Annotated in this window: 16 protein-coding genes and 1 pseudogene; 10 read left to right on the top strand and 7 right to left on the bottom strand. The window is 68.6% G+C overall.

From position 1 onward, the window contains the following. Positions 1–4 precede the first annotated feature (4 nt). Positions 5–199, top strand: coding sequence for a hypothetical protein (locus tag ABZ297_RS24265; RefSeq protein WP_355350245.1), 195 nt, complete (start codon positions 5–7; stop codon positions 197–199). Between the two features lie 25 nt (positions 200–224). On the opposite strand, the gene ABZ297_RS24260 is transcribed toward ABZ297_RS24265, so the two are convergent. Next, complete coding sequence (locus ABZ297_RS24260; protein ID WP_355350242.1) at positions 225–782, bottom strand: TetR family transcriptional regulator; 558 nt, start codon at positions 780–782, stop codon at positions 225–227. Positions 783–858: 76 nt separating this feature from the next. Between ABZ297_RS24260 and ABZ297_RS24255 the strand changes: the two genes are divergently transcribed. Further along, positions 859–1,887, top strand: a complete 1,029-nt coding sequence (locus ABZ297_RS24255; protein ID WP_355350239.1) for an acyl-CoA desaturase — start codon at positions 859–861, stop codon at positions 1,885–1,887. After that, the gene (locus tag ABZ297_RS24250; protein WP_355350236.1) at positions 1,884–3,422 is read left to right on the top strand and encodes an MFS transporter; all 1,539 of its coding nucleotides are present in this window, start codon (positions 1,884–1,886) and stop codon (positions 3,420–3,422) included. Before ABZ297_RS24255 ends, ABZ297_RS24250 begins: the two co-directional genes overlap by 4 nt. A gap of 9 nt (positions 3,423–3,431) precedes the next feature. On the opposite strand, the gene ABZ297_RS24245 is transcribed toward ABZ297_RS24250, so the two are convergent. Beyond that, positions 3,432–3,968, bottom strand: a complete 537-nt coding sequence (locus ABZ297_RS24245) for a helix-turn-helix domain-containing protein (protein ID WP_355350233.1) — start codon at positions 3,966–3,968, stop codon at positions 3,432–3,434. On the opposite strand from ABZ297_RS24245, the pseudogene ABZ297_RS24240 reads away from it, so the two are divergent. Further along, positions 3,886–4,203: pseudogene (locus tag ABZ297_RS24240) on the top strand (SDR family NAD(P)-dependent oxidoreductase); the annotation flags it as partial. The gene ABZ297_RS24245 and the pseudogene ABZ297_RS24240 sit on opposite strands and share 83 nt — an antisense overlap. Before the next feature lie 198 nt (positions 4,204–4,401). On the opposite strand, the gene ABZ297_RS24235 reads toward ABZ297_RS24240, so the two are convergent. Further along, positions 4,402–4,893 carry a hypothetical protein gene (locus tag ABZ297_RS24235; RefSeq protein WP_355350230.1) on the bottom strand — a complete coding sequence of 164 codons (492 nt, stop codon included), beginning with the start codon at positions 4,891–4,893 and terminating at the stop codon, positions 4,402–4,404. Positions 4,894–5,234: 341 nt separating this feature from the next. Here ABZ297_RS24235 and ABZ297_RS24230 point away from each other — a divergent pair, with 341 nt between their 5' ends. The 6 genes from ABZ297_RS24230 to ABZ297_RS24205 all read left to right on the top strand — a co-directional run bounded on the left by ABZ297_RS24230 (position 5,235) and on the right by ABZ297_RS24205 (position 9,642). Further along, positions 5,235–5,627 (top strand): hypothetical protein, encoded by a 393-nt coding sequence (locus ABZ297_RS24230; protein WP_355350227.1) that lies wholly within the window; start codon positions 5,235–5,237, stop codon positions 5,625–5,627. A 13-nt stretch (positions 5,628–5,640) separates the two neighbouring features. Then, positions 5,641–6,801, top strand: a complete 1,161-nt coding sequence (locus tag ABZ297_RS24225; protein ID WP_355350224.1) for a histidine kinase — start codon at positions 5,641–5,643, stop codon at positions 6,799–6,801. A gap of 2 nt (positions 6,802–6,803) precedes the next feature. Continuing rightward, positions 6,804–7,472: a response regulator transcription factor gene (locus ABZ297_RS24220; RefSeq protein ID WP_355350342.1), complete on the top strand. Its 669-nt coding sequence runs from the start codon at positions 6,804–6,806 to the stop codon at positions 7,470–7,472. A 148-nt stretch (positions 7,473–7,620) separates the two neighbouring features. Continuing rightward, positions 7,621–8,325, top strand: a complete 705-nt coding sequence (locus ABZ297_RS24215) for a hypothetical protein (RefSeq protein ID WP_355350221.1) — start codon at positions 7,621–7,623, stop codon at positions 8,323–8,325. Between the two features lie 258 nt (positions 8,326–8,583). Then, positions 8,584–9,144: a helix-turn-helix domain-containing protein gene (locus ABZ297_RS24210; RefSeq protein ID WP_355350218.1), complete on the top strand. Its 561-nt coding sequence runs from the start codon at positions 8,584–8,586 to the stop codon at positions 9,142–9,144. Positions 9,145–9,189: 45 nt separating this feature from the next. Beyond that, complete coding sequence (locus ABZ297_RS24205) at positions 9,190–9,642, top strand: integrase core domain-containing protein (protein WP_355350215.1); 453 nt, start codon at positions 9,190–9,192, stop codon at positions 9,640–9,642. Between the two features lie 129 nt (positions 9,643–9,771). On the opposite strand, the gene ABZ297_RS24200 is transcribed toward ABZ297_RS24205, so the two are convergent. From ABZ297_RS24200 to ABZ297_RS24185, 4 genes are all read right to left on the bottom strand, one after another. Then, positions 9,772–11,439 carry a CocE/NonD family hydrolase gene (locus tag ABZ297_RS24200; protein WP_355350212.1) on the bottom strand — a complete coding sequence of 556 codons (1,668 nt, stop codon included), beginning with the start codon at positions 11,437–11,439 and terminating at the stop codon, positions 9,772–9,774. A gap of 41 nt (positions 11,440–11,480) precedes the next feature. Continuing rightward, positions 11,481–12,500 carry an ABC transporter permease gene (locus tag ABZ297_RS24195; RefSeq protein WP_355350209.1) on the bottom strand — a complete coding sequence of 340 codons (1,020 nt, stop codon included), beginning with the start codon at positions 12,498–12,500 and terminating at the stop codon, positions 11,481–11,483. Beyond that, positions 12,490–13,992 carry a sugar ABC transporter ATP-binding protein gene (locus ABZ297_RS24190; RefSeq protein ID WP_355350206.1) on the bottom strand — a complete coding sequence of 501 codons (1,503 nt, stop codon included), beginning with the start codon at positions 13,990–13,992 and terminating at the stop codon, positions 12,490–12,492. The genes ABZ297_RS24195 and ABZ297_RS24190 overlap by 11 nt, the downstream gene beginning before the upstream one ends. Positions 13,993–14,002: 10 nt before the next feature. Further along, on the bottom strand, positions 14,003–14,978 hold a 976-nt coding region (locus ABZ297_RS24185), incomplete at its 5' end, for a sugar ABC transporter substrate-binding protein (RefSeq protein WP_355350203.1).

Here is a 14,978-nt window from a genome sequence, read left to right as displayed (position 1 = left end):
GGAAGTGGATCTCTACCGAGAGGCCACCCTGCGGCCGCGCGTTCGCGGTGAGCGTGGCGTCGATGGCGATGGCGATGGCGATGGCGCGGACGATGGCTGCTCCGCCGAAGGTGCCAGCTTCTCCAGCGTCGTTGGGTCGATCATCGGCCTCCGGGATGCGCACAGCCCGTTCACGGCATCCACGATCAGCAGGCCTTGACGCAGGGTGAGCGGAGGCATCGCCGTCATCGGATGGCACGTGCCCGGACGGCGTGCAGCGCCTTCGTCAACGTTTCGGCGGTGGGGGCGCGTTCTGGATCGATGAGGCGCTGCATGATCAGTCCCGTCAGCAGGGTCAGGTAGAAGGCGCCGACTGCCCGCTGCGTCGCTTGGGGCAACGTCGCCTCGCCGAGCCAGTGGGCCAGTTCCAGGCGGGCGGTCTCCTGGGCGTCGGCCAGCGCTTGTCGCAGCCGTGGTCGGCGCTCGGCCTGGGCGAAGACCTCGATATTGGCCACGAAGACGGGGCGGTGCAGGTCGAGCAGTTCGATCGCCCGCTGCCACAGGGTCTCGTACCCCTCGCTTGGCAGGTCGTCCGCCAGAGATTGGCGCAACTTGTCGGCCCAGTCGGTGGTCGCCTCGATCATGGCCTCGACCAGCAGCGCGTCCTTTGAGCCGAAGTGGTAGCCGATGGAGGCCAGGTTGGCGCCGGAGGCCCTGGCGATGTCGCGGGCCGTTGTGTGCGCGTAGCCGCGTTCCTGCAGGCAGCGTTTGGCGCCGTCGATCAGCTTGTCTCGCTCTTTCATGCCGCCACCTTATCCAAACATCTGTCACAAACATATGTTTTGTACAGACGTTCCAAACGCGTGTATGGTCAGCGGCATGGCACAAGCAACCGCAACGGGCACGGCCGCGAGCGACTTCAGCCACCTGTCCAGACGCATCAGGCAGGCTGGGCTCCTCGACCGCCGCCCCCGCTTCTACCTGGTACGGCTCAGCGCAGTGGCAGGTCTCTACCTGGCAGGCTTGGCGCTGTTCTTCTGGCTCGGCGACTCCTGGCTCCAGGCACCGCTGGCCGCCTACTTCGCGATCGTCTTCGCCCAGGTCGCCCTCGTGCTGCACGACCTGGCACACAGGCAGATCTTCCTCGTCCGAGGACCGAGCGAGGTCCTCGGACGCCTCGGCGGCAACCTCGGGATCGGCCTCAGCTACGGCTGGTGGATGAACAAGCACACCCGCCACCACGCCAACCCCAACCACGAGGACCTCGATCCAGACGTCGTGCCCGACGTCCTGGTGTGGTCACAGGAGCAGGCACGCGACAGCCGCGGGCTGGCCCGGCTCATCGGCGGCAGACAGGCGTTCCTGTTCTATCCGCTGCTGCTGCTGGAGGGACTCAACCTGCACCTGGGCGGCGTACGCGCGCTGCGGCAGCCCTGGATGAAACACCGCTTCCTGGAAGGCGCACTGCTGCTCGCCCACTTCGCCCTCTACCTGGGCGCGCTGGCCTGGGTGCTGTCACCGGGCAAGGCCCTGGTCTTCTTCGCCGTGCACCAGGGGCTGTTCGGGGTCTACATGGGCTGCGTCTTCGCCCCTGGCCACAAGGGCATGCCGACGCTGACCGGAGAGGCCACTCTGGACTTCCTGCGCAAGCAGGTGCTCACCACCCGCAACGTGCGCGGCGGCCGGTTCATCGACATCGCCATGGGCGGGCTCAACTACCAGATCGAACACCACCTGTTCCCCAACATGCCCACCCCCAATCTGCGCCTGGCACAACCCATCGTGCGGGCTTACTGCCGTCAGCTCGGCCTGCCGTACCACGAAGTCGGTTTCGTGGCCTCCCACGGCGAAGCCCTTCGTCACCTGCACCACGCTGGTGCTCCCCTCAGGAAGAAAGGCCGCCCATGAAAGCCGGACGCAAGCAGTGGATCGGTCTGGCCGTCCTGGTCCTGCCAGTGCTTCTGATCTCCGTCGACCTGCACGTGCTGTCATACGCGCTGCCGTTCATCAGCGCCAGCCTGGCACCGAGCGGTTCCCAGCTGCTGTGGATCATCGACATCTACCCGTTCATGCTGGCCGGACTCCTGCTGCCGATGGGCACGCTGGGGGACCGGGTCGGACGGCGACGGCTGCTGATGGCCGGGGCGGCCGCGTTCGGCGCCGCCTCTGCGGTCGCCGCCTTCTCTCCCAACGCGGACCTGCTCATCGCCACCCGAGCTCTGCTCGGGGTGGGCGGAGCCACGCTGATGCCCTCGACACTGTCGCTGATCCGCAACATGTTCCACGACGACGGCCAGCGCCGGATCGCCATCTCCATCTGGACCGGCGCGTTCGCCGGCGGCGCCATGTTGGGTCCGCTGATGGGCGGCGCGCTGCTGGAGCACTTCTGGTGGGGTTCGGTGTTCCTGGTCAACCTGCCGGTGATGGCGCTGCTGCTGATCCTGGCACCGCTGCTGCTCCCTGAGTCGCGTGACCCGCACCCGAGCCGGTTCGACCTGCTCAGCGTGGGCTTGTCGCTGGCGGCGATCCTGCCCACGATTTACGGCATCCAGCACATCGCCCAGGAAGGCTTCGGATGGCTGCCGGTGCTGGCCATCGCGACCGGCCTGGCGCTGGGGGTCGCCTTCGTACGCCGCCAACGCTCGATGCCCGATCCGATGCTGGACGTGCGCCTGTTCAGCAGCCGCGCATTCACCGCCGCCATCAGCGCCAACACCCTCGGCGTCTTCGCCATGGTCGGCTCCAGCCTCTTCACCACCCAGTACCTGCAGATGGTCATGGGTGCCCGGCCGCTCATCGCCGGCCTGTACGCGCTGCCCTCGGCGGGTATGGCGATGCTCACCGCGGGGCTGGCTCCCATCCTGGTACGCAAGATCCGTCCCGGGCTGGTCGTCTGCGCCGGACTGCTCGTCGGCGCCGGTGGGTTCGCGCTGCTGTCCAGGCTGGACGTGACCGGCCAGGCCGGCCTGCTGATCGCCGGGATCATGCTGATGGCCGGTGGTGTCACCCTCGTCCTGACCGTCTCCTCCGACCTGATCATCGCCACCGCTCCGCCGGAGCGAGCGGGCTCGGTGGCAGGACTGTCACAAGTGGCCACCGAGTTCGGCGGCGCGCTCGGCATCTCCCTGCTGGGCAGCATCGGCACCGCCGTCTACCGGGGACACCTCAGCGACACCGATGCTCCCGCATCGGCGCTGGACACCCTGGGCGCCGCTCTGGCAGCGGCGCGACATCTGCCGGATCCGGCGGGCATCACCCTGGCCGCCGCGGCCCGCGAGGCCTTCACTCAGGGCCAGCACTACGCCATGATCGCGGCAGCCGCGGGTCTGTGCCTGATGGCGATGCTGGCGCCGATCATGTTGCGCTCCGTACGGCGTGCGGGCCAGGCAGAACCGCGTCCGGACCGGCCTGGACGGCGCGGCGGCCAGCACGTGATGCGGTAGCCGGGGCCCTCAGGTGGTGGCCGCCTCGGCGACCGACCGGATACCGACCGTGAGGTCGTGAGCCGTCGGGGCGTTGTCCGGATCAATGCGCCACCGCACCAGCAGGCCGATGAGCAGCGTCAGCAACACCTGCGCACCCGCCTTGTCCTCCTGTGGTAGCCGCTTGCCCAGCTCCCTCTGGGCAAGCGCCTGCCCCTCCGCCAGATGGGAGCGCACTTCGGGAAGATGGGCCGCCTGCGCCAGCGTGTCGACGTTGGCCTGCCACACCATCGGATTGGTCCGGAAGGATTCGATCAATTCCGTCCAGAACGCTTCGAACCACTCCTGGGAATCGCTGGGGAACGACTTGAGGATCTCCCTGACCGCTTCCCCGGTCGTCTCGATCATCGCCTGGGTGAGCAGGGCGTCCTTAGAGCGGAAGTGATAATTGATCGCGGCGAGGTTGCTGCCGGAGACGGCGACGATGTCGCGGACCGTCGTGCGTGCGTATCCGCGCTCGGACAGGCACTGCTTGGCCGCGGCCAGCAAATCCTCAGGGACTCCCATGCGGGCGATCTTACCAGCGCTGCAAACAATCGTTTCAAACATCCGCTTGGCTTCGCCGGTTCACGTATTCGGCACGGTAGCGACCGTGAAAGCGGTCCTACCCGGCATGCGGGAACGGCGTGGCGGCCACATCTTCGTCATCACCTCGATGGGCGGGCATACCACCTTCCCCGGACTGGCGTTCTACGAAGGCAGCAAACACACCCTGGAAGGCATCACCGACACCCTCGCCCAAGAGGTCACCCAGTTCGGCGCAGGCCGGGGACAACGCGCGGCATCGCAGCGAGGGCCCCGCCAACGCGATCATGGTGACGGTCGGGGAGTTCCTCCCGCCAGCTGTCCCGTCTCGATCGGTGTGTCACATCGATGGCGACGGGACAGGCGCCATCCCCTAGAAGCTCATATTGGTGGGCTACCCCCGGCGATTGCCGGTCTAGTCGTTGTCCTGGGCGATGAACTCGGCGTAACCGTCCGCGTCCCAGTTGAATTCGGACTTGGGTTTGTGGTCATGGATCTCCATCTCAAAGAGCCAGCCCTCGCCGTAGGGGTCGCTGATGAGTAGCTCCGGAGTGTTGGCGAGCTCGGTGTTGACGGCGACGACTTTCGCCTCGACTGGTGCGCAGAAATCGCTCCAATCCTCGTCAGGAGCAGCATCCCCGTCCTCCCATTCCTCGTCAGAATCAGCATCCCCCTCCTGACTCCAACTGACCCGACCGAAGTAGTCACCCAGCTCGACGTAGCTACCTACCTCAGGCAGCTGCACCTGCAGCCCTCTGTCGGGGATCTGACCTGTGAAGAAGGTGGTGAAGCCGACCCTCACCCGGTCACCGGGCTCCTGCAGCTTCCTGTTGCGCTTGAGCCACTCCCCGTTACCCCACATGTGCAGGTCAGCGGCGTACAGGCGATCCTGGGGGTACTCGCTCACTTCTTCCTCCCGTAGAAAGGCAAACCGAACTCTTCTGATCTTCGCCCGGCGGCGTCCGTAGTGTCGAGGAACGAACTCCCAGGCGGCGCGGTGCTGGACGACCGCCCTGGCGACCCCGTAGCGGAAGCAGGTCGCCCGCCTGCGTGATCATGTAGCAGCTTCAGGTGGTCCCGAGAGCCCAGCATTCGAGAAGGCTAGGTGCAGAAATCGGCGATATGGATGATCATGGAGAGGTCATCGCCGCCAGGTCATTCCTCCGGTTCCATGATCCGGAAGCAGGCGACCGCAAAGCACCCTGTCGCGCAAGGAGATTCAGTGTTCGACATCGATTTCTTCCGCCGTTGCGTGACGGCGACCACCGCTGCGGCAACGACGCCGTTACTGGCCCGCAAGAGGCGGGCGAGTCGTTCACCGTGGCCGACGCCCCCAGCGAGGACCGCCACGAGCCCATGCCGAACGTCGCGGAGGGCGCCGGTGGGGAGAAAATCCTGAGCCGCTATCCGGTAGCGCGCATCCAACCGTTCAGCGATATCGGTGTCATGCTGGAACTCGCTGCGCCCGGCATCCGGCACCAGTACGAAGAGCACGCCGACGGGCGGCGCGCCGCGCGCATGTCACAGACACTGGCCCGGCACCGACGACGGCTTCGCCGTTCTGGCCCGGCTCACCGGGCTGGACAGAGCATCCACCGGCGCTCAAGAAGCGGAATGATGGCGCGAACGTGGGCGGCGTAGAAGGAGGCTCTGCGTGACCAAGCCTGCTGATCGTGCCTCCGGAAGTGAACGGTTAGGCCCGCAGAGTGGTCTGCTGCTCATGCGTGCCCTGCCCGGGTTGGACGTGACCGCGGCGGTGATGCTGTCGGCGTTCATGGTCGCGGTCTCGGCCGAGGCTCGCGTTGTCCAACCGGAGGCCCGGCCGATGACAGCGCTCGGGGCGGCGCTGCTGGTGCTGTCCGGGTCCGCTCTTGCCGCGCGGCGGGTGGCCCCGTTGCTGTCGTTCTCGCTCGCGGTGGGTGCAGCGGCGGCCTTTCTGGGGATGCGGTTCGCCGGTTGGCCGGTGTACCTGGGCGCGTTCGCCGGGCTGGGCGTCCTCGTCTCGCAGGTCAGCAGGGCGAGAGTGTGGGTTCCGCTCGCTGCGGTCGGCGGTGGGGTGATCGCGGTCGCCACAGGGCCACCAGAAGGCTGGCATCTGGGCAGGATGCTGGCGGTGGCAGGAGTGTGGACGGTCGTGGCGGTGGTCGCCGCACGATGGGCGCACACCCGCCGGCGACTTGCCGAGCAGGAGGCCGAGGCTCGGGTCGTACGGGAACGGCTGCGGATCGCACGGGAGTTGCACGACGTGCTGTCTCACAGCCTGGCCTCGATCAGCCTGCAGGCCGGTGTCGGGCTGCACCTGGTGGACCAGCAGCCGGAGCAGGCGCGGGAAGCACTGCGCGGGATCCGTCAGATCAGCACCGACGCTCTGGCACAGGCCCGGGCCGCCCTGGCCGTGGTCCGGCAGCCGGGCGAGGAGGCGGCGCCGGGTGTCGCCGATCTGGAGGAGTTGCTGGCGAGCGCACGGGCGGGCGGCCTGAGTGTCGATGCGGACATCGCCGTGGACGGCCTGGCGGTTCCCGACGTGATCGGCTCCACCGCCTATCGGGTGGTGCAGGAGGCGTTGACCAACGTGATGCGTCACGCCGGGGACGGTGTTCACGCGCGGGTACATCTCAGGGGCGTCGGCGATTGGCTGGAGATCGATGTGACGGACGACGGCGTGGCCGCCTTGGGACCGGTGGGCCCTCCTGGTCACGGCTTGCGGGGAATGGCCGAGCGTGTGAGTGCGGTAGGCGGCGAGATGCGTGCAGGGGCGGAGACCGGTGTCGGATTCGCCCTCCATGCCCGCCTGCCGCTGGGAGGGGCGGAGTGAGCGTGCTGCGGGTGGTGCTCGCCGACGATCAGGTCATGATCCGGGCCGGGCTGCGCGCGCTGCTGGCGTCCGAGCCGGACCTGGAAGTGGTCGCCGAGGCCGGGGACGGCTGGCAGGCGCTGGCCGCCGCCCGTACCCAGCGGCCTGACGTGATCGTGATGGACATCCGGATGCCGGTGATGGACGGGCTGCAGGCCACGCGGGCAATCGCGGCGGATCCGGATCTGTCCGGGGTGCGGGTGCTCGTACTCACCACCTACGACGAGGACGAACTGGTCTTCGAGGCCATCAGGGCCGGCGCCGCCGGATTCCTGCTCAAAGACGCCGAACCGACCGAGCTGTTGCGCGGGATCCGGGTGGCCGCGGCCGGAAACAGCCTGCTGGCCCCGCAAGCGGCACGCCGCCTGGTCGCGGCGTTCGCGGCAGGCCCCTCGCCGGCCGGACCGGCCGCGCGAGCCCTGCCGCTCCTCACCGACAGAGAACGGGAGATCGTCGCACTCGTCGGCCGTGGCCTGTCCAACGACGAGATCGCCGAGCAACTGGTGATCAGCCCGGCCACCGCCCGTACCCATGTCTCCCGGGCCATGGTCAAACTCACCGCTCGCGACCGCGCACAGCTGGTCGTCTTCGCCTACGAGGCCGGCTTGGTACGCCCCGGACACTCCGGCTGACGCCTACGTCCGGCTACGTACGCGGACGCTCCCCCGTACGGCGAGGCACGCAGCTGGAAAGCCGCCCACGGACCGGCGACGTGATGAGACCCCGGCCGTCAAGCTGCTGGCATCGGATCCCGACCCCCTCGCCAGGAGGCGACCCACGATGACCTCGACGGCCCTGCTCCAGAACCGCCAGCCCACTCTCCGGCTCGGTGGCCTCGCCATGATCGCCGGTGCGCTGATGATCGCCGTCTTCCGGTTCGCCCACGGCGACCTGCCCGCCGCCGACGCCGGGGCGGCGCTGCACTTCATCAATCACCACCCGTTCTACGCCGGTGTCCACCTCGCCACGGTGTTCGGTGTCCTGCTGTGGACCGCCGGCATTGTCAACCTGACCGACACGCTCACCCACCCCACTGCGGCCGCGCTCGGCCGCCTGGCGCGGGCCGCCGCCCTCATCGGCGCGGCCGTCTTCATCACCGACTTCACCATCGACGGCGTCACCGGCCAGGACCTCGCCCATGCCTACGCCAGTGCCGCGCCGGCCGACCAGCCCCAGCTCGAACACGCCGCACAAACCGCTTTCGCCATGCTGCGCGGCACCTCACTCGTCTCGATCGCCATCCTGTGGGCCGTCCCGCTGATGTTGCTCTCACCCGCCCTGCGCCGCGACGGCTACCCGTCCTGGCTGACCTGGGTCGGCCTGCTCTCCGGCGCGCTGAGCTTCGCGGCGGCCGTCGCGCTGCTGTTCCAGCCTGAGCTCTTCCCCGGCGTCCTGCTGTACGGACTCCTCGCCTCCATCGTCATGCCCCTGTGGAGCATCGCCCTCGGCCTCACCATGTGGCGCCAGGCTCGCATGACCTCCTAGTCGAAAACCGATCCAGGTCGTTCATGGCGTGGCGCCCTGACGTGAGACGTCGGGCAGTGCGCAACCTCAACGGGTGCGCATGCCGGCGCAGCAGACTGTGCTGAGTCCGCTCAGTAGATGCGCCCCGGCGCTGGCGAACGGGAGCGGCGGGACGCAAGCAGACGATGGCATCCAACCCTCCTGTACCGCGTCAAAACGCCGTTGTGACCCTCTGAGCTGTGGTTTGACTGAGTCCGTCAGCGCGGACAAGATCACACCTTGTGCCTTGTTCGCCTGCTCTACCTGATCACGGTCCGGGTGTTCGGCTGGCTGATCTTGCTGGGCCGCAGCCAAGCATCGAAGAACGTCGAGATCATGGTGCTGCGTCACGAGATGGCGGTGCTGCAGCGTCAGGTCACGCACCCGAAGCCGGACTGGGCCGACCGAGCCATTCTCGCGGCGTTGGCCCGGTGGTTACCGAGCGTGCTGCGCGCTCATCGGCTGGTCACTCCGGCGACCTTGCTGGCTTGGCATCGTCGCCTACTTCGCCGGGCCTGGACCTATCCGCAGCGGCCCGGGCGTCCAAGGACGAGTCGGGAGATCCGGGACTTGATCATCCGTCTGTCGCGGGAGAATCCTGCGTGGGGCTACCGCCGGGTGCATGGAGAACTGCTGCGGCTCGGCTACCAGATCAGCGAGGCGACCGTGCGGCGCGTGCTGCGCTCACGCCGCGTCGGCCCGGCGCCCCGAAATCTCGATACTTCCTGGCGGGCCTTCCTACGCGCCCAGGCCAAGGGGCTTCTCGCCTGCGATTTCTTCCATGTTGATAGATCTTTCTGAAGCGCTTGTACGTGTTTGTTCGTGATGGAGGTTCGTACGCGGCGCGTGCACATCCTGGGCGTGACCTCCCACCCGACCGGCGCCTGGACCGCTCAGCAAGCGCGCAATCTCCTGATCGACCTCGGCGAGCAAGCAGCATTGTTCCGCTTCCTCATCCGCGATCGTGACGCCAACGCCGTCTTTGATGAGATCTTTGCCGCCGCGGGCATCATGGTGCTGAAGACGCCACCGCGAACACCTCGGGCGAATTGCTATGCCGAGCGGTGGATCCGTACGGTGCGCGCCGAATGTAGCGACCGCATGCTGATCTACGGTGAACGTCACTTGCGCGCGGTCCTGGACGAGTACGTCGGTCACTACAACGGCCACCGGCCTCACCAGGCGCGAGGGCAACGACCACCTGATCAAGGCGAACAGGTGGCGGTGCCGATGGAAGGCCGGATCGAACGCCGCAAAGTGCTCGGTGGCGCGATCAACGAGTACCGCCGAGCCGCATAAGCCGGGCGGGGAAACCCCAGCTCAGGCTGTACATGCGAGTTTTGAAGCACTACAGGGCGTGCTGCTGGACGCGCCGGTCTCCACGGGGTTCACCGGCGGCCTGATCAAACGCGTCGCTAGGTAACTGGTCTAGCCCTCCGGCAGGTCCGGTGCGATCGGGATTACGAGGTGCGTGCCGCCGACGCCGACGAAAACGGTCTGGTGGGCGACGACGAAGTCGTCCCCGGTCGCCTCGGCGGGGTCGGCCATCGCCTGCGGGTTGCGATCGAAGCGGGGATAGTTGGACGAGGCGATCTGCAGGCGGAGCCGGTGCCCTGCCGGTACCACGTGGGCGATCGAGCCCAGCGGCAGCCGGTAGGACTCCCGCCGCCCGGGTACCAGCGCGACGGCGTCGCCGCCGTGCCGGTAGCGCGCTCGCAGGATGCCATCGACCAGCCCGACCGATCGGCCTGCCGCGTCGACCTCGGTGAGGCGGGCCGTCCAGTCGCAGTCCTCGGCCGAGGAGGCCGCCTCCAGGTGCAGGACCACCTCGCCCGCGATGGTCAGGCCGGTCTCCAGCGGCGCCGAGGTCAGCACGAGCACGTCGTCGCGTGCCTCGATCGCGGCCTGGTCCTTGGGTCCGGAGTTGCGGGCGACGAGCAGCCCGGGCAGGAACGTCGCCCCGCCGGCGGTCGGTACCGGGTTCGCCGGATCCGACCGGTAGGTGAGCGTCGCCTGCTCGCCAGCCGCGCCCTGGGTCAGGCTGCCGTCCGCGCGAAGGGCCCAGGAGGTCGGCGTGGTGTCGGGCGGTGGCCAGGACGGCAGGTCGTGCCAAGTGTCGGCGCCGGTGAAGAAGATCCGCGCCTTCGGCAGGTCCGGCTCGCGTCCGGCAGCGATCGCGGAGAAGAACTCCAGGTGCGTCGCGGTCAGGTCGAGGGCACCGGAGTCCGCGTCGTATCCGTGCCAGCCGTCGCCCTGCCACCCGCTGAGGTTGCCGTGCGACCAGGGGCCGACGACGAGGTACTGGCGGCCTCGCGCCTCCTCGGTCGCCGCGTGCTCGGTGAGCCCGCGGTAGTTGCGCAGGGTGCCGTCGAGGAAGATGTCGTGCCAGCCGCCGATGTGCAGCCCGGCGACGTCCATCCGGCCGAAGGCGCGGGAGGGGTCGATGGCCGCCCAGAAGCCGTCGCGGGACGGGTGCGCCAGCCAGTCCCGCAGGTAGGGCGCGAGCGCTTCGAGCTCCGCCCGCCGCGAGGGCACCAGGTCCAGGGCGCGCCACGGGTTCTCGTTCAGTTCCGCCAGCAGGGCACCGAGCGCCTCGTCCGGTGCCCGGCGGTCCAGGTCGGGCGGCGCCAATGACTCGATGATCCACAGCAGGACGAACCCGAGCTGCAGCGCCCCGCCGCGGTACGTCCAGCTCTCGTAGTAGTCGGAGGTGGTCAGCTGGGGTGCGATGGCGCGCAGGCCCTTGGGCGCGGCCGAGGCGGCCAGCAACTGGGTGGCGCCGATGTAGGAGGCGCCGTACATGAACACCTCGCCGTTACAGAAGTCCTGCTCCAGGAGCCAGGCGACGGTGTCGCCGCCGTCGGTGGCCTCGTGCGTGAATGGGTCGAAGTCGCCTTCCGAGGCGTATCGGCCGCGCGTGTCCTGCACGACGACGGCGAAACCGGCGTCGAGCGCGCGCACGATCTCCAGCCCGACGATGTGCTGTGCCATGAACGAGGACGACTTGTCGTAGGGCATCCGCTCCAGCAGTACGGGAACGGGGCCGTCGCGGTCGGGGAGCCAGATGTCGGCACGGAGCCGGACACCGTCGCTCATCGGTACGTCGGCATTCCGTCGGACGGTGTAGGTCGCGGCGCTCATCGCAGGCCGCTCAGCAGGTTGGCGCGGAGCCGGTCGAACGCGACCGCGAGGATGAGCAGCGAGCCGGTGGCGACCTGCTGCCAGGAGGAGTCGACGTTCATCAGCGTGAGGCCGTTGCTGAGCACGCCCACGATGAGCAGGCCGATGATCGTGCCGAACACTCCGCCAGTGCCCCCTTGGAGACTGGTGCCGCCGAGGATCACCGCAGTGACCGCGGCCAGTTCCAGCCCGGTGCCCGTGGTGCCGGAGGAGGAGCCGATGAGCGAGGTGTTGAGCAGCCCGGCCAGCGCCATGCAGAGCCCGGAGATGACGAAGGCCAGGAACAGGTTGCGCTTGACGCGGATACCGACCAGCCGCGCGGCGTTGGAGTTGGCGCCGATGGCGTACATCTCCCGCCCGTAGACGGTGAAGCTCATGATCAGCGCGAAGACGACGGCCACGGCGACGAACACCAGGGCCGGTACCGGGACGTCGAGGAAGGGCCGAGCGATGGCCCAGTCGAAGCCGTTCACCGCGATGTTCTGCCCCTCGCCCACAGCGAGCGTGAACCCCCGGAAGATCGCCAGCGTGCCGAGTGTCGTGATCAGCGCGTTGATGCCGAGCACGTTGACCAGGAATCCGTTGAGCAACCCGATGGCGATGCCACCGGCGACCGCGACGAGGACGGCCTGTGCCGTACCGAGATGGGGTTGGAGCTCGACCAGCAGCAATCCGACGAAACCGACGCCGCTGCCAACGGACAGGTCGAACTGCCCAGAGACGAGCAGCAGGGTTGCGCCAGCCGCGAGCACGCCGGTAATCGAGATGGCCGTCAGGATGTTCGTCGCGTTGTCCCAGTTGAGGAAGTACGGGGAGTTGGCGGCGAAGAAGACGATCTCCAGGATCAGGAAGACCACGAGCGCGGCGCTGTTGGGGATCCTGGCCAGCGTGGAAACCCGGCCGACCGGCGGTTCCGGCGCCGGAGGCCCGCCCGCGGCCACCGCCGCGGGTCCAGGCGTGACGGCACTATCGGACACTGAGAGCTCCTCCTGCGGATTCGGTGAGTTGGTCGGTGGTGATGTCGGCGCCGTCGAGCACGGCCACGACGCGGCCGCGTACCATGACGGCTGCCTGATCTGCGATCGCGACGATGTCCTCGTAGTCGGAGGACGCGACGACGATGGCGGTGCCGTCCGCGGCGAGGCGGCGGATCGCCTGGTAGATCTCCTGCCGGGCGCCGACGTCGACGCCGCGGGTGGGTTCCGACAGCACCAGCACGCGGGAGCCGCACTCCAGCCAGCGGGCGAGCAGGACCTTCTGCTGGTTGCCGCCCGACAGGGTGCCGATGCTCTGATCGGGGTCGTCGCGTGAGCGGACGGAGAGCGCGTCGTGCCAGCGCCGGTAGGCCCGGGCCTCCCGCGCCCGCGTCATCAGGCCACCGCGCCCGGCCAGCCGCCGCCAGCTCGGGGCGGCCAGGTTCTCGGCCACTGGCCGGCCGAGCAGCACGGCCTGCCCCTGCCGGTCAGGGGGCAGGAATCCGATGCCGGTGCGTATCGCGTCCGCCGGCGTGCGCAGGTGGATGGCCCTGCCGTCGAGACGGAGCTCGCCGCCGGCGAGCCTGCGCACGCCGAACAGCGTCTCGGCCACCTCGGAGACGCCGGAGCCGACCTTGCCGTACAGGCCGAACACGGTGCCCGGCGCGGCCGACAGCGACACGCCGGCGAAGTTGTCCCCGGACGCCTCGTGCAGGGTCAGCACCGCCTCGGCGCGCTGAGCCGGACCGTCGGCCGGCTCGACGAACCGGTCGGCGACGGCCCTGCCCACCATGGCTTCCACCAGATCGGTCGTCTTGACCTCGGCGACCGGCCTGTCGAGCGAGATACGGCCGTCGCGCAGCACGCAGGCACGGTCGGCGATGCGGAAGACTTCGTCGAGCCGGTGCGTGATGTAGACGATCGCTACGCCGGCCTCGCGCAGGTCGGCGATCAGCTCGAACAGCCGCCCGGCCTCGACGTCGGACAGCGCCGCCGTCGGCTCGTCGAACAGCAGGCACTGGCTCTCCCCGGCCAGGGCGCGGGCGATCTCGACCATCTGCCGCTCACCCAGCCGCAGTCGGCTGACCAGGCGGTTCAGCGGGATCTCCGCACGCAGCCTGGCCAGCGACTCGGCGGCGCGACGGCGCATCTCCTTCCGGCTCACCACGCCCAGGCGCCGGGGCCAGGCGCCGAGCACGACGTTCTCGGCCACGGTCAGGGTGCCGGCGTCGGCGATCTCCTGCGAGATCAGCCGGATGCCCGCGGCGCGGGCATCGGCCACGGAGCCGAACCGGCTGCGCTGGCCGCCGACCAGGATCTCACCGCCGTCGGCGTCGTGGTCACCGGCAAGGATCTTGACGAACGTGCTCTTGCCGGCGCCGTTCTCACCCAGCAGGGCCACCACCGAACCGGCCTCGGCGGTGAAGTCGATGCCGTCCAGCACCTTGACGGGGCCGAAGGACTTGGTGATGCCGAGTGCGTTCAGAAAGGGCATCAGGGCGCTCCTAGCAGGCGTACGCGGGGTAGTACTGCTTGACCGTCTCCTTGGTGACGAACTCGTGGGGCACCAGGAGCTCAGCCGGCAACTTCTCGCCCTTCATCGCCTTGATCAGGTTCGGCACGAGGATCTGGCCGTACTTCTCCGGGAAGTAGGCGACGCTGCCGAGCCAGTGCGGGGCGGTGTAGATGACGCAGTTCTTCGGGTTGAGGTTCTGCACGCCCAGGTACAGGTCGTCCATCCGGTTCTGGACGCGGGCGGCGGCCAGCGCGCCGATGATGACGTCCTCGTTGATGCCCACGACGATTACGTGCTTGGCGCCCGGCAGGGCGGTCAGCGTGTCGGTCATCAGCCGCTGCGCCGGCTCGCTCAGGCCGCCCGGCCCGGTGTCGAGTGTGCGCAGATTCCTGATGGCGCCGCAGACGCTCTCGAAGCCCTTGCGTATGCCGCCCATCCGCAGCTCGTTGACCTGGCCCACGGCCTTGGACTCCAGCGAGACGAACGCGTCGTAATTGCAGTCGTTCTGCTTGGCGAAGTAGAGGCCGACGTTGTAGCCGACGAGCTGCCCGGCATACTCGTTGGCGGCGCCCACGAAGGTCGTCTGGCACGGCTTCTGCTCGATGTCCACGGCCATCACCGGCACCGACGGACCAGCCTCGCAGATGCGCGGAGCCGCGTTGGCGTCGGCCTGAAAGGTGATCAGGCCCTTGACGCCCTGGGTCTTGAACTGCTTGGCGCAGTCCAGGGCCACGGCCGCGTCGGCCTTGGAGTCGCAGGTGATCAGCTTGGCGCCGGCCTTCTTCGCCTGCTCCTCGACGCTGCGCTGGACGTCCTGCGGGAATCCGACCGAGAGGTTGAGCTGGGTGAAGCCGATGGTCAGGCCCTCCCCGCTGCCGGGTGCCGCGTCCTCGAACTTCGCGACGCCCGTCGGCGCGGTCGGTGGCGGCGCGCTGGCGCGTGCTCCACCGCCGCTGGCCGCGGTC

The organism is Nonomuraea sp. NPDC005983 (assembly GCF_040614375.1).
Classification (GTDB): domain Bacteria; phylum Actinomycetota; class Actinomycetes; order Streptosporangiales; family Streptosporangiaceae; genus Nonomuraea.
Note: the sequence above shows the minus strand (reverse complement) of the source record. Positions and strands in the feature narration are given on the sequence as shown.

Excerpts from the sequence above, each read along its gene's own strand:
- ABZ297_RS24260 (WP_355350242.1), bottom strand. The coding sequence starts at position 782 with ATGAAAGAGCGAGACAAGCTGATCGACGGCGCCAAACGCTGCCTGCAG.
- ABZ297_RS24255 (WP_355350239.1), top strand. The coding sequence starts at position 859 with ATGGCACAAGCAACCGCAACGGGCACGGCCGCGAGCGACTTCAGCCAC.
- ABZ297_RS24250 (WP_355350236.1), top strand. The coding sequence starts at position 1,884 with ATGAAAGCCGGACGCAAGCAGTGGATCGGTCTGGCCGTCCTGGTCCTG.
- ABZ297_RS24245 (WP_355350233.1), bottom strand. The coding sequence starts at position 3,968 with ATGGGAGTCCCTGAGGATTTGCTGGCCGCGGCCAAGCAGTGCCTGTCC.
- ABZ297_RS24215 (WP_355350221.1), top strand. The coding sequence starts at position 7,621 with ATGACCTCGACGGCCCTGCTCCAGAACCGCCAGCCCACTCTCCGGCTC.
- ABZ297_RS24200 (WP_355350212.1), bottom strand. The coding sequence starts at position 11,439 with ATGAGCGACGGTGTCCGGCTCCGTGCCGACATCTGGCTCCCCGACCGC.
- ABZ297_RS24190 (WP_355350206.1), bottom strand. The coding sequence starts at position 13,992 with ATGCCCTTTCTGAACGCACTCGGCATCACCAAGTCCTTCGGCCCCGTC.